This is a genomic window from Hyphococcus sp. (assembly GCF_965228385.1).
In the GTDB taxonomy this organism is placed as follows: domain Bacteria; phylum Pseudomonadota; class Alphaproteobacteria; order Caulobacterales; family Parvularculaceae; genus Hyphococcus.
The window spans coordinates 3,094,484-3,120,487 of sequence record NZ_OZ245810.1 but is presented as its reverse complement, the minus strand read 5'-3'; the positions used below and the strand labels follow the sequence as shown (position 1 = coordinate 3,120,487).

The 26,004-nt window shown below is 57.7% G+C and carries 26 protein-coding genes and 1 tRNA gene; 17 read left to right on the top strand and 10 right to left on the bottom strand.

Translation table 11 applies throughout. The features are described 5' to 3' along the window. Positions 1-74 precede the first annotated feature (74 nt). The gene (locus ACQK2Q_RS14510; RefSeq protein ID WP_425410459.1) at positions 75-650 is read left to right on the top strand and encodes a VPLPA-CTERM sorting domain-containing protein; all 576 of its coding nucleotides are present in this window, start codon (positions 75-77) and stop codon (positions 648-650) included. 85 nt (positions 651-735) lie between these two features. Here ACQK2Q_RS14510 and ACQK2Q_RS14505 read toward each other — a convergent pair whose 3' ends face one another. Beyond that, a complete protein-coding gene (locus ACQK2Q_RS14505; RefSeq protein WP_425410458.1) occupies positions 736-2,001 on the bottom strand; it encodes an MFS transporter in 1,266 nt (421 codons plus the stop codon). 104 nt (positions 2,002-2,105) lie between these two features. On the opposite strand from ACQK2Q_RS14505, the gene ACQK2Q_RS14500 reads away from it, so the two are divergent. The 5 genes from ACQK2Q_RS14500 (at position 2,106) to ACQK2Q_RS14480 (ending at position 5,131) form a co-directional block, all read left to right on the top strand. Then, positions 2,106-2,792 (top strand): sulfotransferase, encoded by a 687-nt coding sequence (locus ACQK2Q_RS14500; protein WP_425410457.1) that lies wholly within the window; start codon positions 2,106-2,108, stop codon positions 2,790-2,792. A gap of 6 nt (positions 2,793-2,798) precedes the next feature. Next, on the top strand, positions 2,799-3,146 hold the full coding sequence (locus ACQK2Q_RS14495; RefSeq protein WP_425410456.1) for a DUF3088 family protein: 348 nt from the start codon (positions 2,799-2,801) through the stop codon (positions 3,144-3,146). Then, complete coding sequence (locus ACQK2Q_RS14490; RefSeq protein ID WP_425410455.1) at positions 3,143-3,613, top strand: MOSC domain-containing protein; 471 nt, start codon at positions 3,143-3,145, stop codon at positions 3,611-3,613. Before ACQK2Q_RS14495 ends, ACQK2Q_RS14490 begins: the two co-directional genes overlap by 4 nt. A 57-nt stretch (positions 3,614-3,670) precedes the next feature. Beyond that, complete coding sequence (gene dapB, locus ACQK2Q_RS14485) at positions 3,671-4,477, top strand: 4-hydroxy-tetrahydrodipicolinate reductase (protein WP_425410454.1); 807 nt, start codon at positions 3,671-3,673, stop codon at positions 4,475-4,477. Between the two features lie 123 nt (positions 4,478-4,600). After that, positions 4,601-5,131: a retropepsin-like aspartic protease family protein gene (locus ACQK2Q_RS14480; RefSeq protein ID WP_425410453.1), complete on the top strand. Its 531-nt coding sequence runs from the start codon at positions 4,601-4,603 to the stop codon at positions 5,129-5,131. Here ACQK2Q_RS14480 and ACQK2Q_RS14475 read toward each other — a convergent pair. Next, positions 5,128-6,450, bottom strand: coding sequence for an FAD-dependent monooxygenase (locus ACQK2Q_RS14475; RefSeq protein ID WP_425411170.1), 1,323 nt, complete (start codon positions 6,448-6,450; stop codon positions 5,128-5,130). The two genes, ACQK2Q_RS14480 and ACQK2Q_RS14475, sit on opposite strands and share 4 nt — an antisense overlap. Before the next feature lie 96 nt (positions 6,451-6,546). Here ACQK2Q_RS14475 and ACQK2Q_RS14470 point away from each other — a divergent pair, with 96 nt between their 5' ends. The 3 genes from ACQK2Q_RS14470 (at position 6,547) to ACQK2Q_RS14460 (ending at position 11,995) form a co-directional block, all read left to right on the top strand. After that, the gene (locus ACQK2Q_RS14470; RefSeq protein ID WP_425410452.1) at positions 6,547-7,881 is read left to right on the top strand and encodes a hypothetical protein; all 1,335 of its coding nucleotides are present in this window, start codon (positions 6,547-6,549) and stop codon (positions 7,879-7,881) included. 93 nt (positions 7,882-7,974) lie between these two features. Then, complete coding sequence (locus tag ACQK2Q_RS14465; RefSeq protein ID WP_425410451.1) at positions 7,975-10,380, top strand: DNA translocase FtsK; 2,406 nt, start codon at positions 7,975-7,977, stop codon at positions 10,378-10,380. 166 nt (positions 10,381-10,546) lie between these two features. Then, complete coding sequence (locus tag ACQK2Q_RS14460) at positions 10,547-11,995, top strand: class I SAM-dependent methyltransferase (RefSeq protein WP_425410450.1); 1,449 nt, start codon at positions 10,547-10,549, stop codon at positions 11,993-11,995. A gap of 99 nt (positions 11,996-12,094) precedes the next feature. Here ACQK2Q_RS14460 and ACQK2Q_RS14455 read toward each other — a convergent pair whose 3' ends face one another. Continuing rightward, a complete protein-coding gene (locus ACQK2Q_RS14455; protein ID WP_425410449.1) occupies positions 12,095-13,570 on the bottom strand; it encodes an ATP-binding protein in 1,476 nt (491 codons plus the stop codon). Positions 13,571-13,675: 105 nt separating this feature from the next. Here ACQK2Q_RS14455 and ACQK2Q_RS14450 point away from each other — a divergent pair, with 105 nt between their 5' ends. Next, the gene (locus ACQK2Q_RS14450; RefSeq protein ID WP_425410448.1) at positions 13,676-14,560 is read left to right on the top strand and encodes a fatty acid desaturase; all 885 of its coding nucleotides are present in this window, start codon (positions 13,676-13,678) and stop codon (positions 14,558-14,560) included. 72 nt (positions 14,561-14,632) lie between these two features. Here the strand turns inward: ACQK2Q_RS14450 and ACQK2Q_RS14445 are convergent, their stop codons facing one another. Then, entirely contained in the window at positions 14,633-15,178 is a 546-nt protein-coding gene (locus ACQK2Q_RS14445) for a hypothetical protein (protein WP_425410447.1), read from the bottom strand. A gap of 273 nt (positions 15,179-15,451) precedes the next feature. Continuing rightward, a tRNA-Gly gene (locus tag ACQK2Q_RS14440) sits at positions 15,452-15,526 on the bottom strand. Between the two features lie 97 nt (positions 15,527-15,623). On the opposite strand from ACQK2Q_RS14440, the gene ACQK2Q_RS14435 reads away from it, so the two are divergent. From ACQK2Q_RS14435 to ACQK2Q_RS14405, 7 genes are all read left to right on the top strand, one after another. Then, positions 15,624-16,178, top strand: coding sequence for a prolyl-tRNA synthetase associated domain-containing protein (locus tag ACQK2Q_RS14435; RefSeq protein ID WP_425410446.1), 555 nt, complete (start codon positions 15,624-15,626; stop codon positions 16,176-16,178). A 59-nt stretch (positions 16,179-16,237) separates the two neighbouring features. Continuing rightward, positions 16,238-17,179 (top strand): tetratricopeptide repeat protein, encoded by a 942-nt coding sequence (locus ACQK2Q_RS14430; protein WP_425410445.1) that lies wholly within the window; start codon positions 16,238-16,240, stop codon positions 17,177-17,179. Further along, on the top strand, positions 17,176-17,841 hold the full coding sequence (locus tag ACQK2Q_RS14425; RefSeq protein WP_425410444.1) for an LON peptidase substrate-binding domain-containing protein: 666 nt from the start codon (positions 17,176-17,178) through the stop codon (positions 17,839-17,841). Before ACQK2Q_RS14430 ends, ACQK2Q_RS14425 begins: the two co-directional genes overlap by 4 nt. Positions 17,842-17,880: 39 nt before the next feature. Further along, positions 17,881-18,093, top strand: a complete 213-nt coding sequence (locus tag ACQK2Q_RS14420) for a Trm112 family protein (protein ID WP_425410443.1) — start codon at positions 17,881-17,883, stop codon at positions 18,091-18,093. 126 nt (positions 18,094-18,219) lie between these two features. Beyond that, a complete protein-coding gene (locus ACQK2Q_RS14415; RefSeq protein WP_425410442.1) occupies positions 18,220-19,365 on the top strand; it encodes a GNAT family N-acetyltransferase in 1,146 nt (381 codons plus the stop codon). 4 nt (positions 19,366-19,369) lie between these two features. Next, positions 19,370-20,209: a cupin-like domain-containing protein gene (locus ACQK2Q_RS14410; protein WP_425410441.1), complete on the top strand. Its 840-nt coding sequence runs from the start codon at positions 19,370-19,372 to the stop codon at positions 20,207-20,209. Positions 20,210-20,382: 173 nt separating this feature from the next. Then, positions 20,383-21,849 carry an AMP nucleosidase gene (locus tag ACQK2Q_RS14405; RefSeq protein WP_425410440.1) on the top strand — a complete coding sequence of 489 codons (1,467 nt, stop codon included), beginning with the start codon at positions 20,383-20,385 and terminating at the stop codon, positions 21,847-21,849. 1 nt (position 21,850) lies between these two features. On the opposite strand, the gene ACQK2Q_RS14400 is transcribed toward ACQK2Q_RS14405, so the two are convergent. The 5 genes from ACQK2Q_RS14400 to ACQK2Q_RS14380 all read right to left on the bottom strand — a co-directional run bounded on the left by ACQK2Q_RS14400 (position 21,851) and on the right by ACQK2Q_RS14380 (position 25,988). Then, positions 21,851-22,639 carry a glutaminyl-peptide cyclotransferase gene (locus ACQK2Q_RS14400; RefSeq protein WP_425410439.1) on the bottom strand — a complete coding sequence of 263 codons (789 nt, stop codon included), beginning with the start codon at positions 22,637-22,639 and terminating at the stop codon, positions 21,851-21,853. Further along, complete coding sequence (locus ACQK2Q_RS14395) at positions 22,636-23,793, bottom strand: dATP pyrophosphohydrolase (protein WP_425410438.1); 1,158 nt, start codon at positions 23,791-23,793, stop codon at positions 22,636-22,638. Before ACQK2Q_RS14395 ends, ACQK2Q_RS14400 begins: the two co-directional genes overlap by 4 nt. A 107-nt stretch (positions 23,794-23,900) precedes the next feature. Then, a complete protein-coding gene (locus tag ACQK2Q_RS14390; RefSeq protein WP_425410437.1) occupies positions 23,901-24,404 on the bottom strand; it encodes a DUF2141 domain-containing protein in 504 nt (167 codons plus the stop codon). Positions 24,405-24,513: 109 nt separating this feature from the next. After that, positions 24,514-25,722 carry a serine palmitoyltransferase gene (spt, locus tag ACQK2Q_RS14385; protein ID WP_425410436.1) on the bottom strand — a complete coding sequence of 403 codons (1,209 nt, stop codon included), beginning with the start codon at positions 25,720-25,722 and terminating at the stop codon, positions 24,514-24,516. Between the two features lie 2 nt (positions 25,723-25,724). Then, complete coding sequence (locus tag ACQK2Q_RS14380) at positions 25,725-25,988, bottom strand: acyl carrier protein (RefSeq protein ID WP_425410435.1); 264 nt, start codon at positions 25,986-25,988, stop codon at positions 25,725-25,727. Between the last annotated feature and the right edge of the window lie 16 nt (positions 25,989-26,004).

Below are 26,004 nucleotides of genomic sequence, written 5' to 3'. Positions count from 1 at the left end.
GGCCAAGCGCAATTGATAATGGCGGACTGCGCCTATACAAAGCGTTTCAGTTTGTTGCATCCGGGGGACTCATCGTGAAATTTCAAAAACTAACGGCCATGCTGGCCATCATCTTCCTGTCTGTTCCCGCTGCTGCTGCGGCGACGCTTGAAGGCGATGAAATTTTTGGCACGTTAAACACGCCCGGCGCGCCGTTCAATATTTTCGACCCGGCGTTTACTTCTCCCCTTCCCGTCAGCGCGACGGTGGGCGCTGGCCCGGAATTTACGGTGGATGACGGCTTTACACGCATTCTTGCGGATTTTTCAGATGATATGCTCGAGATCAGCGTGGAGATTCTCGACGATTCAATAATCGGTATCGCAGATCTTGAATACACGTTCGACGATCTCGATTTTGGCCCAGGTCTGCAGATTGTCGGCTTCGACGTGCTCTCGAACGGTTTCCCCGGCATGCCGATAATCACGACAACGGCCAATGGCCTCGTCATCAGTTTCGAAGAATACGATGTGAATGGACTAGAGCTTCGCTCTTTTACCGGTCAGTTCATTGTCTCCGAGGTTCCGCTCCCCGCAGCGCTGCCCTTGTTTTTGGCGGGACTGGCGGGTGTCGGATTTGCGGGCCGCAGGCGGAATAAAATCGCCGCATAAGACAAAGGCTGTTTTGGGTTATGGCTGCAGGCTCTGGTGCAGCGTATCGGCGGCGCAAGGCGATATAAGAAAACTTACAAAGGATTTATTGAGCTTCGTCCTCAAACCGGTCCGCATTCGTCAGCGCCGGGAACAGTCTGAACCACGCCAGCGCGGCGATGATGGAGACTGTCCCGCCGAGCAGAACCGCCCCGACAGGCCCGAGAAACCTCGCCGCGACGCCTGATTCAAATTCGCCAAGTTCGTTAGACGCCGCGATAAATATGTAAGACACGGATGAAACGCGCCCGCGCATGCCGTCGGGGGTCGCAAGCTGTATGAGCGACATGCGCACATACATGGAAATCATGTCCGCCGCACCGGTGATCGCCAGCATCAATAGCGACAGCCAGAAAACCTTCGAGACAGCAAAGCCCAGCATCGCCGCGCCATAGATGAAAATTGACGCCATCATCCAGAAGCCGACCCTGGAACCGAACGGTCGCACCGCCAGCATGAAAGCGATGATCGCGGCGCCAAGCGCGGGCGCGCCGCGCAACAGCCCCAGCCCTTCGGTTCCCACATGCAGAATGTCGCGCGCAAAGACAGGCAACAGCGCCGTGACGCCGCCGAAAAACACCACGACCAGATCAAGCGATATGGCGCCGAGCACGATCTTATTGTCGCGCACATAGCGCAAGCCGTCGATCATCATGGAAAGTCCGCGCACGTTTTTTAAAGGCTCGTGTTTCGGCGCCTGCATCGTTGTGAACATGATGACGGCGAGCGCGCTGATTGCGGCGGCGGTGGCGTAAACGACATGCGGGCCTGCGATATAGAGAAAACCGCCAGCCGCGGGGCCGAAAATCGCCGCCGTCTGGAAGCCAAGCGAGTTCCAGGCGATGGCGGTGGGCAATTCCTCGCGCGGCACGAGCCGCGGATAGAGCGCGTTTGACGCCGCCGGGGTAAAAGCGTTGACGCATCCCATCAGCCCGGCGGCGGCGAAGATAGCAGGGATGGCGCTGGCGGTCGGCAGGAAGCTCCCGGCGATCAGTCCGCCGATGACAAAACAGCGAACGATATTGCTGGCGACCAGAATCATCTTGCGGTCGATCCTGTCCGCCGCCTGGCCGCCGACCAGCGACAATAAAAACACCGGCGCGAATTGCGCCAGCCCGATCATGCCGATCAAAAACGCCGACTCCTCAACCGAGCGCGTTTGCCGGGCGAGATCGTAAATCTGCCAGCCCATGGCGACGGCCACCATCTGCCGCTCGGCGGAGATCAGCTGGCGCGCAATCCAGTAGTGACGGTATCCTTGATGGCGAAATATGGTGAGAGATGGAATGCGGGCCATGATGCGCCGAACCATAGGCGGCCTTTTGGCGCGCGCAATGCACTTGCGTCGATAATTTACGTCTTGCTTTTTGGCGGCGGCGCGCCAAGTTTGCGCAACGTCAAACGGGGAGATGAGATATGGGTTTGAAAATTATCGGCGCCGGTTTCGGCCGCACGGGAACTGCGTCGCTCAAACTGGCGCTGGAAAAGCTCGGTTTCGGTCCCTGCTACCATATGAGCGAAGTACTTGCGAATGCGGGGCATATCGACCTCTGGAATGATGTCGCCGACGGCGCCGCCGACTGGGAAACGATTTTCAAGAATTATCAGTCTACTGTAGACTTTCCGGCGTCTATCTATTGGCGCGCGCTCGCCGCAGCTTATCCCGATGCGAAGGTGGTTTTGTCCTTAAGGGATGCGGAGCGCTGGTATGAGTCGACGCAAGAGACCATTCTTAGCGAGAAAATGTGGGAATTCACCGGACCGACCCGATGGGGCGGCATGCTCGACCGGACGATCCGCACGCTTTTTGAAGGCGATATTCACGACCGCGACACGCTCATTCGCATCTATAATGAGCACAATGAAACCGTCAAAGCGGCCTTCGGACCGGATCGTCTCCTGGTCTTTGAGGCGAAAGACGGCTGGGCCCCGTTATGCGCGTTTCTGGGCGTTGAGGTTCCGGATGAGGCCTATCCGCGCGTCAATTCGAGAGAAGAACTTCAGGGCATGATCGCCATGCTTGAATCCGACGCCGGCCGCGCGATGATTAATGGCGATGGCATGCCGGCGGCAATGCGCGAACAAGTGTTTGGCAAGGGGTGAACCAAGATGGAGCGCGATGTTTTGTTTCTCCTGCCGCCTGGTTTCCAGGATAACGGACGCCGCGAATTCTGCCCTGAATGCGCGGAAATATGGGGCGTCCTGAGTTATTTTCCGGCCATAAGGGAATCGCTGGAGATTCGCTACCAACCCCTTGATCACCCGCGCGCGGGGCTTGTTGCGCTTCTGGGAGACGGCGAATGGAATTGCCCGACGCTCGTCCTTGCGGAGGACGCCGACGGCGGCGCCCAAGTGCATAAGAAAGCAGCGAACGGCGCCCGGTTTGTCGATAACGCCCGCGACATGGCAAATTATTTTGCGCACAAATTCGGAACGCCGTTTCCGCGCGGCGCATGAGCGAATTAAAAGAGCTCATAAACGGTTATGCGCATCCCGGTCGCGTGGAATGGATCGGCGTTCGTGCTGAACGGCGCGGGCCGGTAATCAAATTGTCGGCGGCCAAAATTCTTGAAGGCGGCGTTGAAGGCGATCATCGCCAGCGGCCTGGAAAGCGCGCTGTCACGTTAATCCAGTGGGAGCATTTGCCTGTCATTGCAGCGCTCGTGGGCGCGGGCGCCATCGATCCTGGGCTTGTCCGGCGCAACATCGCCGTCAGCGGCATTAATCTTCTGGGCTTGCGAAACCGCCCTTTCAGGATCGGCGGCGCCGTTCTGGCGGGAACCGGACTTTGTGCGCCCTGCTCGCGCATGGAAGAAGCGCTGGGCAAAGGCGGGTATGCTGCGGTGCGCGGCCATGGCGGGATCACCGCCCGTGTGATCGAGGCGGGATCGATTGCGTCCGGCGATAGTGTTGAACCGCTTTGACTTGCGCTTTTGGCGGCGGGCGTTACCCATCGCCGGGCTGATAACAGGAAAATGACCATGCCTGGATCTTCGATTCTTGTGGCCGGCGCCGGCGGGCGCATGGGTAAGGCGATCGTCGCGGAAATTCTGCGCACGCCCGGCGCAACGCTCGCCGGCGGTTTCGAACGTCCCGGCGGCCCCGATATCGGCAAGGATATCGGCGTCCTTGCAGGCCTCGACGCGATCGGGCTGGCCGTTGAGGACGCGGCGGAAAAGGGTCTCGCGCGCGCCGGCGCGATGATCGATTTTACGGCGCCCGACGTATCGGCGGCGAACGCCGCGGCGGCGGCGAAACAGGGGGTCGCGCATGTGATCGGCACCACGGGCCTTTCGGAAGAAAATGAAGCGGCGATTGCCGAGGCGGCGAAATCCATCGCTATCGTCAAATCCGGCAATATGAGTGTCGGGGTCAACATCCTGACGGCGCTGGTGGAGCGCGCGGCGAAGGCGCTGGACGAAGATTTCGATATCGAAATCTTCGAGGCGCACCACCGGGCAAAGGTCGACGCGCCGTCCGGAACGGCCTTGATGCTGGGCGAAGCGGCGGCGCGCGGGCGCGGCCGGGATCTGGAGGCGCTGCGGGCCGAGGATGACCGGTCAGGCGAACGAAAAAAAGGCGATATCGGCTTTTCGGTGATGCGGGGCGGCGGCGTCGTGGGAGAACACCGGGTTTCGTTTGCCGGTTTGCAGGAAGTCATCACGCTGTCCCATTTGGCGCTCGACAGGGCGCTGTTCGCCAAGGGCGCGGTGGCGGCGGCGCAATGGGCGGCGGGCAAACCGCCTGGATTGTACTCAATGCGCGACGTCCTCGGCCTCAATAGCTGACGGGGCTTATCCCCGCGTGCGCCCGGCGCATGGTTAACAGCAACACCGATAATTCGAACGACTGAAGAGAACTTCCCGAAACCAAGCTCTGGCAGGGTAAGGCCGCTTATCGAAGAGGCCGTGATGCGTTCGGAAATCATTTTAGCTGCGGGAATCGTTTCAGCGACCGTCATTTGCGTGCGTCTTCTCGATATGCGTGAAAGCGCCGGCGTTCACGCCAGCGCGCCTGCGCCGGCGCAGGTTGAAGAGACGGCGCGCGCCGCCTCTCTCTCTGTCGGCTGGAATGATGAGATTCGCATCGCCGCCGCCCCTGACCGGCAGTTTTACGTAGACGCGGAAATCAATCGCCGCGCCGCCCGTTTCCTGATTGATACGGGCGCCAGTTATGTCGCGCTGCGCGATTCCGATGCGCGCGAGGCGGGCATTTATACGTCGTGGACGGATTATATCTATCCTGTGCATACGGCGAATGGAGAGACGAAAGCCGCCTTCGTCACCATCGACGAAATCGAAATCGACAATATCCGAATTGAAAACGTGAAGGCGTTCATCCTCAAGGATGAACAGCTCGACATTAATCTTCTGGGTATGAGCTTTCTGTCGCAGCTGGAAAGCGTTGAGGCGCGAAAGGGCGAGCTGCGCTTGCGCGGTTAACGCTCCCGCGCCATCAAACTTGGCAGCGCGCCCATATCCGCCCCGGCCTGTCGCATGAAAAATTTGCGCAAGGGCGCAACTTTATTGACTGCGCCCATGCCAATATCGCGGACAAGCCGCAGGGGCCCGATATCGTTGGAAAAAAGCCGGTTTAACAGATCGGTTCCCAGCGCCAGCGAGGCGGAATCAAAACGGCGCCATCGCTGATATTTCTCAAGAACAGCCATATGACCGATATCAAGGCCAAGTTCGCGCGCCTCGACCAAAACATCCGTCAGGGCGGCGATGTCTTTAACCGCGAGGTTATAGCCCTGCCCGGCGATGGGATGAATGGCGTGGGCGGCGTCGCCGATGAGCGCCAGACGCGGCGCGATATAGGACTGCGCCAGGGTAAAGCTGAGCGGATACGACCAGCGCGGACCCGCCGGCTCCAGTGCGCCGAGATAAGGGCCGAACCGGTTTTCAATTTCCATACGGAATTTATCATCGTCAAGCGCCATATAGGCCGTGGCGGCCTCGGCGTGTTCAGTCCAGACGAGAGAACTCCGGCGGTTCGTCATGGGCAGGATGGCGAATGGACCCGCAGGCAGGAATAATTCCTGGGCGACGCCCTCGTGCGGGCGTTCATGGGCGACCGTGGCGACGATGCCTGTCTGCGGATAACGCCATTGGTTTGTTTTGATATTCGCTTGCGCGCGCAAGGCGGAGCCGCGCCCGTCAGCGGCGAGGATGAGCGCTGCGGTAATCTTTTTGCCGCCCTGAAGCGTGACGCTCGCCGCGCCTGCGCCAAATGCGCTCGCCGTTCGTTTCGCCGGCGCGAACAGCGTTATGGCGTCATCGGCGGCAATGGCGTCGAACACCACATTCCGCAGAATGCGGTTCTCGACAATCCATCCCAGCGGCGTCGTTTCCGCTTCGTTGCTATCAAGTTCGCGGCTGTCGAAATGCAGATGAAAGGTTGAAACCGCGCCGTCGCTGAAGCGGCTTTTCGCCCGGCCGTCGGTAACCAGGATGTCGCGAATAGGCTCCGCTTCCGGCGCTATGGACCGCCACAGACCAAGACGTTTGAAGACGCGCGCCGAGGCGTAGGAAACCGCCGTCGTTCGTCCGTCAAAGGCGGCGTTACGCATTGCGGCCGGATCGCCTGCGTCAATGACGGCGCAGGAAAATCCGCTGTTCGCCAGCGCCAGCGCCGCCAGTCCGCCGGCCAGACCGCCGCCGACAATCGCGATATCATAAGTCTTAGCCTCACTCATGGCGGCAGTGTCGCGCGTCAGGCGCAAGCCGTCCATGGGCGGGTCATGCGGCGAAAGGCGCACCGGCAATGGCGATCCCGGTCCCGGGCGCAGGCAGTCGTCATTGTTGCCTTAACAGCAGTGCTTTTTTTACGAGAACAGGGTTATAGGCGAAGCCATATGACAAGCGATCGTAGACAAAACGCAACAGGCGGAATCGTCCGGGCCACGGTTTCGGGCGGGATTTCAGGGCGCAGAGACTGGTTCATGGCGGCGGGATTAAAATTCTTTCTGGTCGTTATCGTATTTACGGCGGGGGCGGCGCCGGCCTTTGCGCAGGATATGTCGCCGCCCAGCGATGTGACGCGATATCTGCTGGATTCAGCGCTCCTGATCGCCGCCGGCCTTGCCGGGCTGCTGGCGCTGGCGGGCTTTGCGCTTCGCGATGTCGGCTTTGCGCGCACGCAGAACACGCCGGCGGTCTGTTTACGGATGATCGGTTTGCTCGCCGTTTCAGCAATCATGTTCTGGATGACCGGGTATCACCTTCTTTACGATGTCGAACCCGGCGGCTTCCTCGGTGAATTTCAGATCTGGTCGTTGAACGATCTTGACCCGGCGGCGTCCGGCAGATCGTCGGGCGCGTTCTGGTTCTCGCAGATGATAATTGCAGCGATCGGCGCGGCGATTGTTTCCTCTGCTGTTTCCGAGCGCGTGCGCCTGTGGCCGTTTTTGTTTTTCGCCGCCGCCTGGGCCGGTTTGATTTATCCTATTGTCGCTTCATGGGTTTGGGGCGGCGGCTATTTTGGCGCGGAGTGGAATTACCGCGATCTAGGCGGCGCAGGCGTCTTGCATGCTTCGGCGGGTGCGGCGGCGCTGGCGGCGATCATCGTGCTTGGTCCGCGCCAGGGGCGCTATGCGCATGGACCCGCCAGGCTGGCCCCATCAACGGCGCTGCCGCTGTCAGCTTTCGGCGTGCTTCTCGCGACGGCGGGGCTCCTTATTGTCATCGGCGGCCTGCAGGGAGCATTGTCGTCTGTCGAATCAGCAGCCACGTTTGGCGTAATCTGCGTCAATGCGGTGATCGCCATGGCGGGCGGATCACTCGCCGCGATGTTCCTGACGCAGACGGTTTACAAACGCACGGGTCTTGTCTCGGCGATGACGGGATCGCTTGCAGGGCTCGTGGCCATCTCCGCCGATCCGATATCCCCGGCGATGTGGCAGGCGTCGATGATCGGCGCCGTCGGGGGCGTGATCGTGACCGTCACCCCGCCTTTCCTTGACCGGTTCCGCATTGACGATGCGGGGTTTGCTATCCCCGCCCATCTTGGCTGCGGCGTCTGGGGGGCTTTCATCTCCTTTTGGCCCAGCGAAACCAGCCGGCTTTCAGGACAGGTTGTGGGGATAGCGGCGATTGTCGGCTTTTCCTTCCTGATGAGCCTTCTCATCTGGGTGGCGCTGAAATATACCGTGGGTATTCGCACGCCGCCCACGGATGAGATCGCGGAATAAACCGGCGGCTCGTTAACACTCGTTAACCCTTTTTCAGAAAAGCCGTGGCAAGGTGCGTTAAGGATTTTCGTTAACAAGATTTTTTGCCTCGCTATGTCGCGTCAAACCCGATCTTACGCCCGCCGATCTTCACGCTCCCGGCGGCGGGACCCGTTTTCTGAATTCGCCGACCGCATGCGCGCATTCTCCCGGAATGTCATAATCCGGGCCGGCGGGGCGGCGATGATTTTGCTTGCGATCTGGCTTGCGGCCGCATTGGCGACATTCACCATCAGCGATCCGAGCCTCAACACGGCGACGCCGGCGCCCGTGCAAAATATCGCCGGCCCGCTCGGCGCGGCCAGCGCCGATCTGTTGCTGCAGCTGCTGGGCGGGGCGAGCCTTCTGTTGCTGGCGCCGTTGGCGATCTGGGGCGGCTTTGCGCTGTTGAACGGCGCGCCGGAAGAGACCCCGCTGGCATTCTGGCGTCGTCTGGCGGTTGCGCCGGCGGCGCTGCTTGCTGCGGCCGGCATGCTCGCCACATGGGCGCCGCCGCTGAACTGGCCTTACATGGCGGGGCCAGGCGGGCTGTTTGGCGACTTGATGCTTGGCGCCGCTACATCAGTTCTGGCGTTTTTGGGGCCGGATATCGCCATAATTATCGCCGCGGGGGCCTTCGCAATCGCCGCGCTGGCCGCCTACGCAATCCTTTGCGGGCTCACGCGCGCGCGGCTCGCGGAAGCATGGTGGGCGCTCGAAGATACGGCGCTTGCCGTGCGCGATCTTGTGAGCGATGCATATGCGCGCATGACGGGCGCGGACCAGGAAGAAGACGCTGAATACGAAGAATTCGAAGACGATGAAGCCGAAGCAGACGTCGATGAAGACGGCGAACCGGTTCTCGCAGCACAAAAGCGCAAGCGTAATATCATCCGTAAAAAGACCAAGAAGAAAGAAAGCCGCCGTGAGCGCCGCGAGGTCCAGCCCGTATTGCCGGTATTTTCAGCCGATGACTACGAATTGCCGCCGCTCAATCTGCTATCCAAACCCAATGCGGCGCGCCGCCAGGTGATTTCCGATGAAGCGCTCGAACAGAACGCGCGCATGCTTGAAAATGTACTCGGCGATTTCGGCGTGCGCGGTGAAATCATCAATGTCCGCCCCGGCCCCGTCGTGACGCTCTATGAACTTGAGCCGGCGGCGGGGGTCAAGTCCTCGCGTGTGATCGGTCTGGCAGACGATATTGCGCGCTCCATGAGCGCGGTGGCCGCCCGTGTTGCGGTGGTGCCGGGCCGCAATGTGATCGGTATAGAATTGCCGAACCAGGACCGCGAAATGGTCTTTCTGCGCGAGCTTCTGGGCGCCGGGGAATATGAAAGCTCCAGAGGCGACTTGACGCTGGCGCTGGGCAAATCCATCGGCGGCGAGCCGGTGTTCGCCGACCTCGCCCGCATGCCGCATCTGTTGATCGCCGGTACGACCGGGTCCGGTAAGTCCGTCGGCATCAACACCATGATCCTGTCGCTGCTTTATCGGCTGTCGCCGGAACATTGCAAGCTGATCCTGATCGATCCCAAAATGCTGGAGCTTTCCGTTTACGAAGGAATTCCGCATCTTCTATCACCTGTCGTTACCGATCCGCGCAAAGCGGTCGTCGCCCTGAAATGGACGGTGCGGGAGATGGAAGAGCGCTATCGCAAGATGTCGAAAGTTGGCGTCCGGAACATTGAAGGCTTCAACGCCCGCGTCGCCGAAGCGGAAGAGAACGGTGAAGTGCTGACCCGGACAGTTCATACCGGATACGACGAGGAAACGGGCGAGCCGGTCTATGAAAGCGAAGAGCTTGAATACGAATTCATGCCGTTCATTGTCGTCGTGATCGACGAGGTCGCCGACCTGATGATGGTCGCCGGCAAGGACATTGAAGGCATGGTCCAGCGTCTGGCCCAAATGGCGCGCGCCGCCGGCATACACCTCATCATGGCGACGCAGCGCCCCTCCGTAGACGTTATTACCGGTACGATCAAAGCTAACTTCCCGACGCGGATTTCGTTTCAGGTCACGTCAAAAATCGACTCGCGCACGATCCTCGGAGAACAGGGTGCGGAACAATTGCTCGGTCAGGGCGACATGCTGCACATGGCGGGCGGGGGACGTCTCCGGCGCGTCCACGGGGCTTTTGTCTCCGATGACGAAGTCGAAAAAATCGTCAAGTTCCTGAAAAAGCAGGGCGCGCCCGATTATGTACAGGAAGTGACGGAAATGCGCGACGATGAGGGGCCGGATATTCCGGGTCTTGATATCGGGGGCAATACCAATTCCGGCGACGCCTTGTACGACCGCGCCGTGGCGGTGGTCCTGCGCGACCGAAAAGCATCAACCTCCTATGTTCAGAGACGCTTGCAGATTGGCTATAATCGCGCCGCGACCCTGATTGAGCGCATGGAGGAAGAAGGCGTTATTTCGGCCGCAAACCACGCAGGGAAAAGGGAAATTCTGGTCGGCGACGACGCTGCGTGATGAAATCACATTGATCCGCTGCAAGACTATTCCTACCGGTTGAGGTGAAAAAACCAGCGTTAACCATTTGAATCCGCCCATAATTGCGGCGGGTGTGATTGATCTTTACGATTTGTTAGGCATACTTAACGTCACGGGGAGAGAATTCACAGCCTGGGGTGGCGTCATGTCTAAGAGTTATGAAAATCTTCCCGGCGCGGCCGGCAAGGCGCGGTTTTTCCGCCCCAGCCGCTACGACGCCATCGAAATTTTCGCTGGAAGGCCGCCCCAACTCGTTTTTGAAGACGAGATTTTTGATCTGGACAACTTAAGCGCGCGCGGCGCCGGCTGCATAACGCGCCGCCGCGCTGACGATAACGCCTATGCGGCGCCGGGGGCGAAAGGGGTGTTGCGCTTAACCCAGCAGGGGCGCGAATTGTTTCTGGGCGCGGCCCGGAAAGCGCGTCATCATGCTGGTCCGGGCGGGGTCAGCGCGGGTTTCGAACTTGAAGAAAATAGTTTCGACCTCGACTGGCTGATGCGCGAAAATGCGAGCCTCTTGGCGCGTATTGAAAATCGCGCTGCGCAAACGCTCGAACCTTCGGTTGAATACAAAACCTTCTGCGCAGATGCGTCAGCATTTATTGGCGGTTATCTGCAACGTATTCAGCAATATGTCGGACCGATCGAGGATCGTCTGAATGAAGACGAGCGAAACGACATCGCGCGCGATCTCGCAGACGCTGCGGAAGCCGAATGGCATGAAATCCTGCGTGAAGGCAATCTCTTGGCCGCCCGGGCGCATGGCGATAAGCAAAAGCGGATCCGGTATAAGTCTTTTACGGAACGCACCGTAACGCAAATGTTGCTGGCCGGTCCCGGATGGGCGCGCTGTCTGTTCAAGCCCGCGGGATATCCTGGCGATTACAAGATCATGAATTACGGCTATGAGCAAAAGCCGGAAGGCGAAAAGGTCACTGAAAAGTTTTTGCACCTGCTCGGCATGATTGCGTCGCAGGCCATCATTACCCGGATGGAAATGGTGGCGCAGCTTGTCAGCGAATACGCCATGCAGCGCAGAACCGGGCGCGGCGATGAGTTCTCCATCACCAGCGTCGGCAGCGGACCCGCCAGAGAGCTGGAAGATCTGCTTGAAACCACGCCCGAAGACGTCCGCTGGGCGGTGACTCTGGTTGACCAGGAGCCGGCGGCGCTCGATTATGCTTTTGAGCGCGTTGCTAATCTGCCGGGCCGCGACCGGATCAATTTGACCGGGTTAAACATTTCATTTCGAGAAATGCTGCGCCCAACGCCCGACAACGCCGCTTTTATGAACAATGATGTCATCTATTCGTCGGGTTTCGTTGATTATCTCAACCCATTGCTGGCGCAGCGCTTCATCAAACGCCTTTATGAATTCGTCAAACCGGGCGGGCGGGTCATCGTCGGCAATGTCAACGACCTTCCTTCCGGCATGATCTGGCCGCTTGAATATATTACCGACTGGAGCCTTTATTTCCGGAACGAGGACGACATGCGGGCGATGGCCCGCGAAATTCCGGATGCGAAGGTCTCGGTTATTTCCGATCCTAAAGAAGCGATTTATTTTCTAGTCGTTGAAAAACCGGAAAAGTAAATTCACGCTTGATCTCGTGATTTCGCTGAAATGGCCAACCCGATTTTGTGATGATCGTTCAGCTTTTCAACAAACGTGACAGGGTCTGCGGCGCAGCTGTTAACCCGCCGCACGCGCAGGCTTATCTTTTTTACTGGTTTCAACTTTATCGGTTTTAACGTCGGTGAACGAGATGGTGACGCTCAGCCCTTGTCCGGGGTTTGACGCGAGTGAAATATCCGCATTTTGATCACGGAAAATGCGCCCCGCCAATGTCAGACCGAGCCCCATGCCCTCGCGTGAGCGGACAAGCGCATTTTCGCCTTGTGTAAATGGTTGCAGCGCCTCACTGATCTGTTCCTGTGTCATGCCCTCGCCCTCGTCGCGGACGGTAAGGTCGTAACGCCCGTCCGTTCCCCTGTCTCCGGCAATCCAGATTACGCCGTTTTGCGGAGAGGCGGTCACCGCATTTTCAATAATGTTGTTCAGCGCATAGCAAGTGTGAACGATGTCGATCGTTATACTTTTTTCAACTAGGGCGGAGGCGTCTATCCTGAGGCCCTTTTTCTCAATGGCGGCGCGCATTTGCTCAATGGACGCTTCGATAAGTTCACTGACCGGCGTATATGCAAGTTCATATTTCATCTTGCCGGCGGTCGCATCCGCATAGCGCAGCATTTTCTGAATGCGCGACAGCAAAATATAAGCCGAGCCGTGGATTTCATTCAGATGCGTCAGATTTTCGCCGTCGTCATTCGCCGCCTTGCAGGCATTGGTGACGACTTCCGTGTAGCCGATAATCTGATGCAGCGGCGTTCTGAGTTCGTGACTCATCATGGACAGGAAATTGATTTTTGAACGGTCTGCTGCGGTCGCCTCAATCAGGAGTTTCTCAATGGTTTCCGCGTCCCGTTTTCGCTGTTCGTCCCGCACCCAGATAATGCGTGAACGGATCTCCTGGCTGTAATTTGTCATAACGGCGACAGAAGCTATGGAAATCATGAAAAAATGACCGGAGATAACATCGGTGCGCTGAAAGTCGCTATCAAGATTCAACACTGCGAGATAAACTGCCGAGGCGATGATATAAACGCTCGCCGCAATTCTGAATGGAATGCGCATCAGGCAGGAAGATGCGATGAACGTCACCAGGACGCCAATGATGTAGGGCGGCGCGCCTGTCGCCTGCATCATCGAGATCATGGCGATCACTGCAAACGCACACAGCAACATGCCGGCGGCCGTTAAATAGCCGAAATGCGGCTTGAACCGGTCAATGTAGGAAAGCGGTATCAGGGCCGCGCAGGCCAGCCCCACCAGGATACGCAGGATAACGATTTCGCTCAGCGACTGGGTGACCGTCGTCAGGTCGAGGATCAGATAAAGGTAAAAGGCGAAAATCGTTCCCCACCAGTAAAGACGCTCTGTCTTTAGCTGGCTCGCCACCAGGAAACGGCGGTAATCGTCCTCAACCGCGTTGTCCTTGAACTCCGCCGTACTCGCACTGATCCCGTCCCGCCGGAGCTCGGCGCGGAAACGGTGCAGGAAGCCGCGCACGCCTTGCGGCGCCGCGTGGGTGCGGGCGGAAATTTCCATTGGGTTTGTTTAGACGATTAGCGTTAAGGACTTATTGGCGGGCCCCGCTGCGGGCGCGTATCTATCGAGTTGCCTATTGATATTAATAGTTTATTAATAATCCCCATGGCTGTCGTTTCTGAACACGCGCATCATGGCGCGCCTTTCACGCTTGAAAATAGCGCCCCGGTTAAGCTCGGCGCGCACGGGCCCGCATGGACGAGTGTGGCGGTTTTTGCAGCGCTGCTCGGCGGCATAGGGCTTGTCAGCGCGTTAACGATTTCAGGCAATATCTCTTACTGGATCGCCGTGCCGGTAAATGCGGTTTGTCTTTACGTGCTCGCGCACCTCAATCATGAAGCGTTTCACGCGAATATTTGCGGATCGCAAACCCGATTGCGGTGGCTGAATGAAAGTATTGGCCGTCTGATCAGTTTTATTTTCTGGTTTTCCATGCCGGCTTTCCGGGCGGTGCATTTTGCGCATCACCGTTCGACGAACGATCATGACCTCGACGCGGATATGTGGATGGCGCGCAAGAACCCGGTTCTCGTCGCGCTCGCATGCCTCACTCTGCAGATGCGTTACGAAGTGCAGATGTGGCGGCTGCGGGGCAAGGGCGTGATTTCAAACCGCATTCTTATAGAGTTTTACATTGAAAGGGCCCTGGCGATCGCGCTTGTCGCCGCCGCTTTTCAGGCTGGATACGGCTTTGAAGTCGTCATGCTGTGGCTGTTGCCCGCTTATTTGACATTGCCGTTTCTTGCTTTCCTTTTCGCCTATGCGGTGCACCATCCCCATGACGGGGAAAGCGGAAAATATGCGGACACGAATGTCTGGATTACGCGCGCGCCGCTTTTGCAGCCGCTGGTGACGGCGGTATTCGTGTTTCAGAATTATCATCTGATCCACCACCTGCATCCGCGCATTCCGTTTTATCTTTACGGGAAAACGTTCCGGCGGATACGCCCGGAACTGGAGCGCGAGGGCGCGTCCATACGCGTACTTTAAGCCGGGTGCTTTGCAATTGGCCGCTTGGGCGCGGGAAGGCTTCAAGCCACGGCGTGTGACGGGGAATTTCGCTTATTCCTCAGTACTGAGATCGTCGTCGACGCGTTTGTAGGTTCCTACGAACCAGTCATTCCATACGCCGGCATCGGCGTCGAATTCTTCAAAGTGCTGCGTTACGGAGCCGTCGTTGTTCGGCGTCCAGGTTCCTTTAAAGTCGGCGCTGCGCGCGCCCTTCGCGCTGAAATAAGTGATTTGACCGGTCAAAACCATTTGGCCGTCAGCGTTCAATCCGCCTTCGTACGTGATGTAATTGTTGGTGCCCATCCAGGTCTGGGTCCAATTCCCCGTGCGTGGATCGAGGAAGTTCATGCTCACGCCTTCCCCGCCGTTTGCCGAACGCCACTCCTCCAAAATCAGACAGCCGCCGCTGCGTTTTGAAATTTTATTGACGCCGCCGAGCTTCTCATTCTTGTCGTAAACTTCCCACGTCCCCAGCCAGAAATCGAAATCGCGCGCGCCCGGTATATCGTTGCACCCTGGCGGCTGCGCCGAAACGCCGCCGCTGAACAAGCAGAAGCCAGCCAATGAAATCGCCGCCATATATCCCGATTTTTTCATAAGACTGTCCCTCGTTTTGTGATGAAATCCCATTGGCGCACCCACTGATTATGTAACCATGAGATTGGTTTCGATAAAAGGCTGATTACCCGTGGGCTCCACGCTGCCTCGGCGAGATCGGCCGCGCTATGTCATTCCAGCAAGCATGCGCGCCGCCTTGCCGCCCGCCATTTTGCGCGTGTTGTAAATCGCGCGCATCGTAATAGTACGCGCAGAGCATGCAGCGATCTCAAATGACTTTGAGACCGGCTATTTGTCATAATGGCAATAAAATGGAGCGGGCGATGCGATTCGAACGCACGACCTAAACCTTGGCAAGGTTTCGCTCTACCCCTGAGCTACGCCCGCTCGCTTGCCGCCGGGCACATGCTTGATGACCGGCAGGGGCCGCTATATGCACGAGGGCCGACCCCTTTGCAAGTGGTGGAGAGAAGGGAATTATTGAATGACGATGGAAACGGCGACCGGCCCCAGCCCCGCCCCCGACGCCGCAACCCGCGCCGATCTATTGGCCTATCTGGACAGGCTTGGCGTTGCGCATCGCACTGTCGAGCATCCGGCGATTTTCACCGTGGAGGAGGGGCGCGATCTGAAACGCCAATGGCCGGGCGGGCATTCGAAAAACCTCTTTTTGAAGGATAAAAAAGGGGCGCTCTATTTGGCGGTAGCGCTGGCCGAAACGCGTATCGACCTTGTGGGGCTTGGCAAGAGGCTGGGGGCGAAGGGACGGCTGTCTTTCGGCAAGCCGGCGCTGATGACGCAAACCCTCGGCGTTATTCCGGGCGCTGTGACGCCCTTTACGCTGATGAACAAGAGCGCTGCGGCGCTGACGGCGGTGATCCTCGATACGGCGCTATTGAGCGCGGCGCCGGTGTGGTTTCACCCGCTTGAAAATACGGCCTCTACGGCGATCAGCCCGGAGGATCTGAAGGTGTTTGTCAGCGCATGCGGTTTTCAGCCGCTGATCATCGATTTGACAGCGCCTTTGACTGATAATTGAGCGGTTGCGTTTCGCCTCGCGCGCCCTCATTTATAGGACGAAATGACGGAGAGTACGCCATGAGCGAGATTTTAGGCGCGAACGGCCTGCCCACAGGCGGCGCGGGCGGTGGAAACGACGACGAGCTCATCAAGGACGCAACCATAGAGACTTTTGAAGCCGACGTCTTGTCGGCCTCCATGAGCACGCCGGTCGTTGTCGATTTCTGGGCCGACTGGTGTCAGCCCTGCAAACAGCTCGCGCCCGCGCTGGAAAAGGCGGTTAAAGCGGCGGGCGGCAAGGTCCGGCTGGTCAAGGTCGATATCGACAAAAACCAGATGTTGGCGTCGCAACTGCGGATACAGTCGATTCCCACAGTATACGCTTTTTTCCAGGGACGGCCAGTAGACGGATTTCAGGGGGCTGTGCCGGAAAGTGAAATCAAGGAATTTATCGGCCGTCTTGAACAGATGACTGGCGATGAGCCGCAGCAGGGCGATCAACCGCAGGATTATGCAGCGCTTGGCGAGGCCGCGTTCGAGGGCGGCGATATCGCTACAGCCGCGCAGATGTATGCTCAGGCGGCGCAGAGCAATCCGGAAAATCTTTCTGCAATCGCCGGTCTCGCGCGGTGCCATCTGGCGCTCGGCGACGCAGCGCAGGCCAGGCAGACGCTGGACCTGATACCGGACGAAAAACAAAAGGATCCGGCGCTTGCCAGCATTGCCGCCGCAGTGGCGCTAGCCGAGGAGAATCAGGGCGGCGATGTCGCCGCGCTGGAGACAAAAGTCGCCGCCAATCCGGACGACCTTGACGCCCGGTTTGATTTGGCCGGCGCGCAGCTCGCCGGCGGCCATATGGAAGCTGCGGTTGAAAGCCTGCTCGCGATCATCGAGCGCGACCGTGAATGGAATGAAGAGGCGGCCCGCAAAAAGCTTCTGACTGTGTTCGAAGCGCTGGGCCACGCCCATCCGGCAACAATACGCGGGCGGCGCAAACTTTCGTCGATCCTGTTTTCATGAAAACGGCGGCCGGTTTTCGCTATCGCTCGGCGACGCCCGAAACCTTGCCGGTTTTTCCGCTGACGGGCGCGTTGTTGCTGCCCGGCGGCCAATTGCCCCTCAATATTTTCGAACCGCGGTATCTGCGCATGATTGACGATGCGCTGGCGGGGCCGCGTCTTATTGGCATGATACAGCCGCTGGATGATGAGGAAAATACGCTCAAGCCCCCGCTTTACGAGGTCGGTTGCGCGGGGCGCATCACATCTTTTGTGGAAACAGACGACGGCCGCTATATCCTCAATCTGACTGGTACGCGGCGCTTCAGACTGACGGAGGAGCTGGCGAGCGACACGCCCTACCGGCTTGCACGGCCTGACTGGTCTGTTTTTGAAATCGATGCGAAGAAGGATCCGTCCGGCAAAGATGTCGATCGGGATGAGTTAATGGCTGCGCTTCATAAATATCTTGATGCGGAGCAATTGCAGATCGAGTGGGAGCAGGCGGAATCGGCGCCGGTCGATGCGCTGATCGTTTCGCTTGCCATGGGCTGTCCGTTCGAAGCCAACGAAAAGCAGGCGCTTTTGGAAGCGCCGACACTGGCGGAACAGGCCAAGTGCCTGATAACCTTAATGAAATTTTCCGGCGCCGATGAAGGCGGCGACGATTCATTGCTGCAATAACGCGCGCCTCGTTGCGCGGCTAAGTATAGGTGGAGCGTCATGAGCGAGACAGATAATCAAAAAGCCGTAGATCCGAAGCTGCTTGAAATTCTGGTCTGTCCCCAGACAAAGGGTCCGCTTAGGTATGACCGTGAAAAAGCCGAGCTGCTCAGTAAGAAAGCGCGGCTTGCATATCCTATCCGCGACGGCGTGCCGATCATGCTTCCCGACGAGGCCCGTAATCTGAGCGATGATGAGGTCAACGCCATCTAGGCAAGCTGCTGGCGCGCCCATAGGCTTCCCGGCCCGGTTCATGCATGCTGAAGGTGAAATATATTCATCTGTTAACCGGTTAACAAAAGCCGCTTGAGACAAGACATGGGAGCGCTCACGGGGGGCATGCTTCGAAATCGCCATATGAAAGATGACGCCGAGACCGTTCGAGCGGATCTGCTGCGGCCGGAGGAAGCGGCAGATCCATCCTTTACAGCTGCGTGGACATCGCTTTGCGATGACCTGGCGGAAGAAAACCCTTTTTATGCGCCATGGTCGCTGGCGCCGGCGCTCGCAGCGTATGCGGATACCCGCGTGCGTCTCGCTGTCGTGTGGCGCGGCGACATATTGATCGGTCTTGTTCCCGTGACGCCAGCGCGCGGCTACGCACGCCTGCCGGTCGGCTACTGGCGAAACTGGACGCATCCGCACTGTTATTTCGCAGCGCCGCTGGTGCGAAAGAACCATACCGAAATTTTTTTTCGCGCGTTATTCGACCTCTTGTGCGAGGGCGATGACAAGCGCGGGTTTTTGCGGTTAGGCCGCATTGACGGGGAGGGTCAGTCAACGCAATCGGCGCGGCTTGTGGCGGAAAGTGAAAAACGGTTCTGTTATCAGGCGGGAGACGCAGAACGCGCCTTGTTGACAGCGGGCGCGTCGGCGGAAGCAACCCTTGCCGTCTTTGTACGGAAGAAAAAACGAAAAGAACTCAAACGCCTGCGCAACCGCCTTGATGAGCTGGGGCGTGTTGAAATTCGCCAATTCGGCGCCGGCGACGACATAGGGGAATGGACCCAATCTTTTGTGGATCTCGAACATTGCGGCTGGAAAGGGAAAAAAGGAACGTCGCTGAAGGCCAACAAAAAGGATGCAGGGTGGTTTTCAAAGACATTGGAAGGCGCGCGTGAAGCGGGGCAATTGCATATAGTGCGCATCGATGTGGACGAAAAGCCAATCGCCATGCTGGCGAATTTTCTCGCAAACGGGGCAGGGTACTCGGTCAAGATTTGCTATGATCCCGAATTCGCCCGTTTTTCGCCGGGCGTCATGGTGGAGGTAGAGGCCATGCGCTTCCTGCTTGAAAAGCCGGATTTCCGATTCATGGATTCATGCGCGGCGCCCGATCACTCGATGATCAACGGCCTCTGGCGCTCCCGCCGGGTGATTACGGGGCTGAATATCAGTGCGAACGGAATTTCATCAAAACTCGGTTTACGGATATGCAGAGCGCTTGAAGGCGCGCGCGCGCGGCTGCAGGCGCCAAAGACTTAAAGTCATGCTTTTCACGGAGAACTCCATTTCGAAATTCAAGGCGCATTATCCGGGCGCGCCCGTGCTTTTGCGCCATAGCCTGAACGATCACCCGCTATTCGAGATTGAGCGGCTCACGAAGCTGGCCGCCGTGCTGCCGCCGCATTGTGTTGAATATAACGCTGGCGACCTGCCAGTCAGCCAGGACCCGGCGATGACGCCCATGAACGGGCTTTCGGCGGAAGAAACAGTCCGGCGTATAGCCGAAAACAACTCCTGGATGGTGTTGAAGCAGATCGAACAGGATGGCGACTACGCCGACCTCCTCAATTCCTGCCTCGGCGACATTGAACCTGCGGCGCGCACCGCGACGGGTCAGATGCATCAACGCGAAGGCTTTATCTTCGTATCCTCGCCCGGCGCCGTCACCCCCTTTCACATGGATCCGGAGCATAATATTCTGCTGCAATTGCGCGGCCGTAAAGCTTTCCGCATCTACCCCAATGATGCGGAGGAGATCGTCTCTCATGAACAGCATGAGGCGTTTTACAAGCCTGGCGGTCATCGAAACCTTTCCCATAAGGACGAATTCGAACGGCATGCGCGTCTTGTCGAATTAGGGCCGGGCGATGCGCTCTATGTGCCGGTTAAATCTCCCCATTGGGTGAAAAATGCTGACGAGGTTTCGGTCTCGCTGTCCATAACTTGGCGCAGCCGCGCGTCTGATAATGAGGCGCGGCTGCGCCGCGCCAATGGGTGGATCAGGCGACGGGGCGGGCGCCCGCCGGCGCCAGGCGCCGCGCCCATCAGGGACCGCTGCGTTATCTTTGGCCGGCACATGGCCGAGCGTCTTGGCCGCGAATAAAAGGCGCATACTCCGGACGTGCTGGCCTATTGTCGGTCATTAGTGTAAAGGGCGGGACTTTTTACTTTCCATAAAGCCGCGCTCATCGCCCGGCGTGCGAATTTCCGCAATTCTCGCAAAGGCTGATGTCGCATAAAAGACAAGGCTGCGGGAAACGCCCGCAAGGAGGATGAATGGCTTTGACCACGCAATTTGACGCTCCCGCCAGCGATCTTGTCGCCTGTTCTGGGCCGAAAGAAGCCATCGAGCGGCTCATCAAACTTTATGAAGAAGCCCATAAACTGACTGAAACGCGGTTTGAGCAATATCTTTCCGGAAAAACCGATCTCGGCGCCTCTGGCGGCGCGGTTTATCCTTATCTGTGCGTCGTCGTGCCGGCGGAAGCGGCGCCGCAGACATCGAAGCTGGCGCTTGGCCAAATCGCCTCCCTCAGCGTTCACGGCGCAACCATAACGCAGCCCGCGCTTTACGCCGGCTATATCGAAGAGCAGCTTACGCGCGTAAGCGAACGGTTTTCCGCCAAGATTTATGTGGGCCAATCATACACGCCAATTCCGCTAACATTTGCGCTGGAAAGAGCGACGGCCTCGCTGACACAAGACAAGCGCGCGCGGTTGCAGCATTACTTTCATACGCCGAACCTGGTGGCGACGAATGACGATATTGTCGACGGCCAGTATATCCTGAAACGTCACGGCGCCATGCCGCTCACGCTGTTTACGGCGGAGCGCATTGATTACTCGCTGCATCGCATCCAGCATTACACAGCAACCAAACCGGAACATTTTCAGGACTATATTCTGTTTACGAACTACCAGCGTTACGTGGACGAGTTCGTGGAACATGCGCGCGGCGAAATTGACGCCGGCCGGGCCGAAGCGCTGATAGAACCGGGCGACAGGATCACTACGAAATCCGCCGCGCCACAAGATGATAAAGGCGCGCGGCTGCCGCAAATGCCGGCCTATCATCTCGTGCAAAAAGGCCACAAGGGCGTGACGCTGGTCAATATTGGCGTTGGCCCGTCCAACGCTAAAACGATAACAGATCATCTTGCCGTGCTGCGCCCGCATGTTTGGCTGATGATCGGTCATTGCGGCGGTTTGCGGCGAACGCAACGTCTTGGCGATTATGTGCTGGCGCACGCCTATCTGCGTGAAGACGCCGTACTGGACGATGTTCTGCCGCCCTCTGTGCCGCTGCCGACGCTGGCGGAGGTGCAGCTTGCGATGACGCGCGCCGTGCAGGAAGTTTCCGGCCTTGAAGGTAAACAACTCAAAGAGCATTTACGCACCGGCACCGTTGTTACAACCAGCGACCGGAACTGGGAGCTGCGTTTTGAAAAAAACGCGGTGCGGCTCAATCAGGCGCGCGCTATCGCCATTGATATGGAATCTGCGACCATCGCCGCCAATGGCTATCGCTATCGCGTCCCTTACGGGACGCTTTTGTGCGTTTCGGACCGTCCGCTCCATGGCGAGGTCAAGCTGCCGGGCATGGCGGATGCGTTCTATCAGGAACGGGTAAGCCAACATCTGGAAATCGGCTTGCGGGCGATCGATCTGTTGCGCAAGGAAGCGCAGGCCGGCACCTTGCATTCACGCAAGCTGAGAAGTTTTGACGAGCCGTTTTTCAGATAGATTAATGATTCTTCTCTCGCTCGACGAGTTCGATTTTGAATAGCTTGGGCCAGTTTTTGCCCGTGACATAAAGGACGTTTTCCTGTCCGTCATAAGCAACGCCGTTTAATACGTCCGTTTGTCCCGGAACGACATCCTCTTCCGGCAACAGGCCGCGAAGGTCAACTGCGCCGGTCACGGCGCCGCTTTGCGCGTCGATGCGCACGAGCACGTTGCGCCGCCAGACATTTGCAAAAACTTGGCCGTCAATCCACTCAAGTTCATTCAGATGGTTTAGCGTTTGACCACGCAAAGTGACGGTGACGCGGCGCTTTTCAGTAAAAGTTTCAGGGTCGATAAACCGCAATTGCGCGCTCCCGTCGCTCATCACGAGGTCTTCGCCATTATAGGTCAGGCCCCAGCCTTCTCCGTCATATTGAAACTTTTTTTCAAGATCCATTGTGCGCGCGTCGTAGCGAAACGCTGTGCCTTCCCGCCAGCTCAGCACAAATATATCGTCGCCGACCAGCGCCGCCCCTTCGCCAAAATGCGTCGGCGGCAACGCTGTTATCTGTAAAACCTGGCCGGTTTCGATGTCGACCCGCCGCAGCGAAGACTGACCATATTGACCAGTGCTTTCGTATAGGGTGTCGCCGTCGAAAAAGAGACCTTGCGTAAATGCATCCGTTGCGTGCGGATAGGTTTCGAGAATCTTGTGACCATAGATGACGGGCTCGACCGCGGCGGGCGCCGTCTCAGAATGGGCGGCGCTGCTTATCAGCACCAGGAATATGTAAGCGGCGAATCTCACAATGGTTTTTCGTATATCCTATAGGTTTTATAGATCTTGCTGCCGAGGTCCAGCAACATTGAGACCATGGATTCGTTGCTTTCGAGAATCCAGGAAAGTTCGGAATGCGTGACCCCCCTCTCCATATTGGCCGTACGGACCATATCGATAATCTTGTAGGCGAGCGCCGTGCCGACCGGACGGCGGTGGAGCCTGCGGACAACGCCCATCAGCGGCATCCGCGCGCGGGGAACGCCCTTGACCTTCAACCGCCAGAGCAGTTTCGCCCAGTTAAAAGGCAATAGCGCGCCGTCAAAATCGCGAATAGCATGATTGACGTCGGGCAGAACAAGCCCGAACGCCACCGGTTCGCCTTCGTAATAACAGAAGACAACGTTGTGGGGCGATATTATCGGCCGAAGCTCTTTGGCCATGTGTTCGATCTGTTCGTTGGTGAACGGTACAAATCCCCAATTGTCGAACCAGGCGTCATTGAATATTTCAACGACGCGGAAAATATCGGCTTTGAAATCGGACATGTTCAGGAGACGGAATGTAACATTGGATTTGGCGAGCGCCTTATCCATGAAGCGCTTGCGCTTTTCCGGGATGAATCCATCCTGCGGCGTATAGCTGAAGGCGTAAACATCCGCAGCTTTTGTAAAACCCAGTTGCTCAAGCAATTGTGGATAATAACGCCGGCCATGCGGCATCATGATATAGGGCGGCGTTTCAAAACCATCCACAAGCATGCCCATTTCTTCGTTGACGGAGAAGTTATAGGGTCCTGCAATTTTCGCCATGCCGCGTTGTTTCAGCCAATCGCTCGCCGTTTCAACCAAAGCGCGCGCGATTTCCAGGTCATTCACGCATTCGAAGAATCCAAAATGGCCGGCGCCGTCCCCGTGCCGATCAAGATGCGCCTTGTTGACGATTGCGGATATTCGCCCGGCGGGCGCGCCATCCTTATAGGCGATCCAGAGCTGGTGATCGCAATGCTTGATCGTCGGATTCTTGGCGGGATTGAGCCGCGCGCCTATTTCGAATTCCAGCGGCGCGATGAAATTAGGGTCGTCCTTATAGATATCTTTTGCAAGACGAATGAAGGTCCTGCGTTCGGCGCTGCTGTTCGCCGGGCGGATTTCTATGGAAGGTTTTGCTAACGGCGAAGTCATAGTGCGGTCATCCTGTGGCCGGCAAGGCGTTTACAGCCATACCGAACCTTTTTGCTGGCCATTGGCCATAGAATGGAAGCCGCAGAATGAAAACCGCTTCGTCTGCGTCAATTCAGCGAAATTGTAATTTTGGCGCCATTTTCAGGGGTGACGTCAAACAACGCTTTGTCCACGGAGGGCGGGCCAAAGCGGATTTTCGGATTGTTGGATATGCCCCAGGGCTCCGCCGGCAGGCCAATACCGTTTTTGTCAAAATCGCCATTGGCGTTTTCATCGTGATAAACGGCTATGGCGAACTGGCCGCTTTCAGGCGCGCGCATGCAAAATTTCGTTTGCGGCGTCTTGGCGGCGAATGAAACCTGCTCTATCCGGCCCCGTCCGCGCAAGAAACCGTCTTCCTTGTTTGGAAAAAGATCGGCCGTGACCCGGCCTTGCGGCCGCACAACGCCGTCAACAATGATGCGAATTTCGTTTTCCGCCCCTGTGCAGGAAACATGCGTGAATTCAAAGGCGGCGTCATCGGCGGCGCCGTTCTTTTTGTCCTCGGCCAGCGACGCGCCTGCGCCGATAGCCATAAAAACGCCTGTCGCGATCGCGATACGTTTTACCATTGTGAAACTTCCTTACCCTTACGCAGAACAATCATTTTATCATTCCTTTGGACGCTCGCGCGGCGAGATTGTGGCGGTTTTGTTTCTGCCGTAATTGTGATCTCACGGTTCAGGCGTCGGCCTTATCCCTAGCGAGCATCTGTGACAGCGCCGTGTAGGCGTCGACGACCACGTCAAGATCCTCGTTCGTATGCGCCGCCGAAACGCTCAGACGCAGAATAGACGTTGCATTCGGCGTGCCGGGCGGTATGGCGAGGTTAACATAAACGCCGTTTTCCATGAGCGCATTCCACGCCATGAACGCCTGTTCCTTGTTGGGCAGCTTGACGGCGATGACGGGGCCGACGCCCGCGCAGAGTTCAAAACCCAGTTGTGTAAAAGCGTCATGGATGCGCTTCGCATTCTTCCAGAGGTTTTTGCGCATGGAATCATCGTGAGAGATTTTCGCCAGCGCAGCGCCCGCCGCCGCGATATTCGAGGGCGAAGGCGAGGCCGTGAACATATAAGGCCGGCTGGAAAAGCGCAGATATTCAAGCTCGGGATGGTTGGAGGCGACAAAGCCGCCGATCGAGGCGAGACTTTTTGAGAAAGTGCCGGTGTAAAAATCCACTTCATCGCGCACGCCGTCCGCTTCGCAAACGCCTCGGCCCTGTTCGCCGAAAACGCCAAATGAATGGGCCTCGTCAAGCAACAGATAGGCGCCGTGCTTGTGTGCAACTTCAACAAATTCCTTTACCGGCGCGACGTCGCCGAACATGGAATACATGCCTTCAATACAGACAAGCTTGCCCTTCACGTCAGGCGACAACCGGGACAGGCGTTTATCGAGGCTTTCCGGATCATTGTGGCGGAAGCGAACGGTTTCTGCGCCGGAAAGCTGGCAGCCGTCATAGATGCAGGCGTGGCAATCGGCGTCGATCAAGATGACATCGTGCGGCGGTTGGGCGAGCGCTGAAATCGCGCCGAGGTTCGCCTGATAGCCGGTCGAAAACACCATGCAATGCTGGTATCCGAGAAACTCCGCCAGGTCGTGCTCCAATTGCCGGTGGGCTGCGTATGTGCCGTTGGCGAAACGCGAGCCAGTGGTCCCGGTGCCGGATTCCTGTACCGCCTTGACCGCCGCGTCTACGGCGTCTTCGTGAAATGTCAGACCAAGATAATTATTGGTTCCTGCCAGGACGATTTCCTTGCCCTTGACCAGCGCCCGCGTCGGACCTTTCATTTCGTCCATGGATACGCTGAACGGATCGCGCGGCAATTCTTTTAACAGACTTTTGAGTTGCGTTGCGTTGCTTTGGAATTTGTCAAAGAGGCCCATCGTTACGACTGTTCTTTCTTGATCTTGTGAATAGCATCGACAAGCTCGCCGATCGTCTTGATTTCTGAAATCGTGTTGACGGGAATGGAAATGTCGTAATTATCCTCAATGTCCATCACGACATCCAGCAGCGAAACGGAATCGATTTCGAGATCAGCGATAATGTCTGTATCTCGCGTCAGCTTCACGCTCTTGTCATTCAGCGGCTCCAGCAGCGAGCAGATCTTGTGAAACACGAGATCGTCGTCTTCCTGAATGGCGGTCATGGTTTCTGGTCTCCCT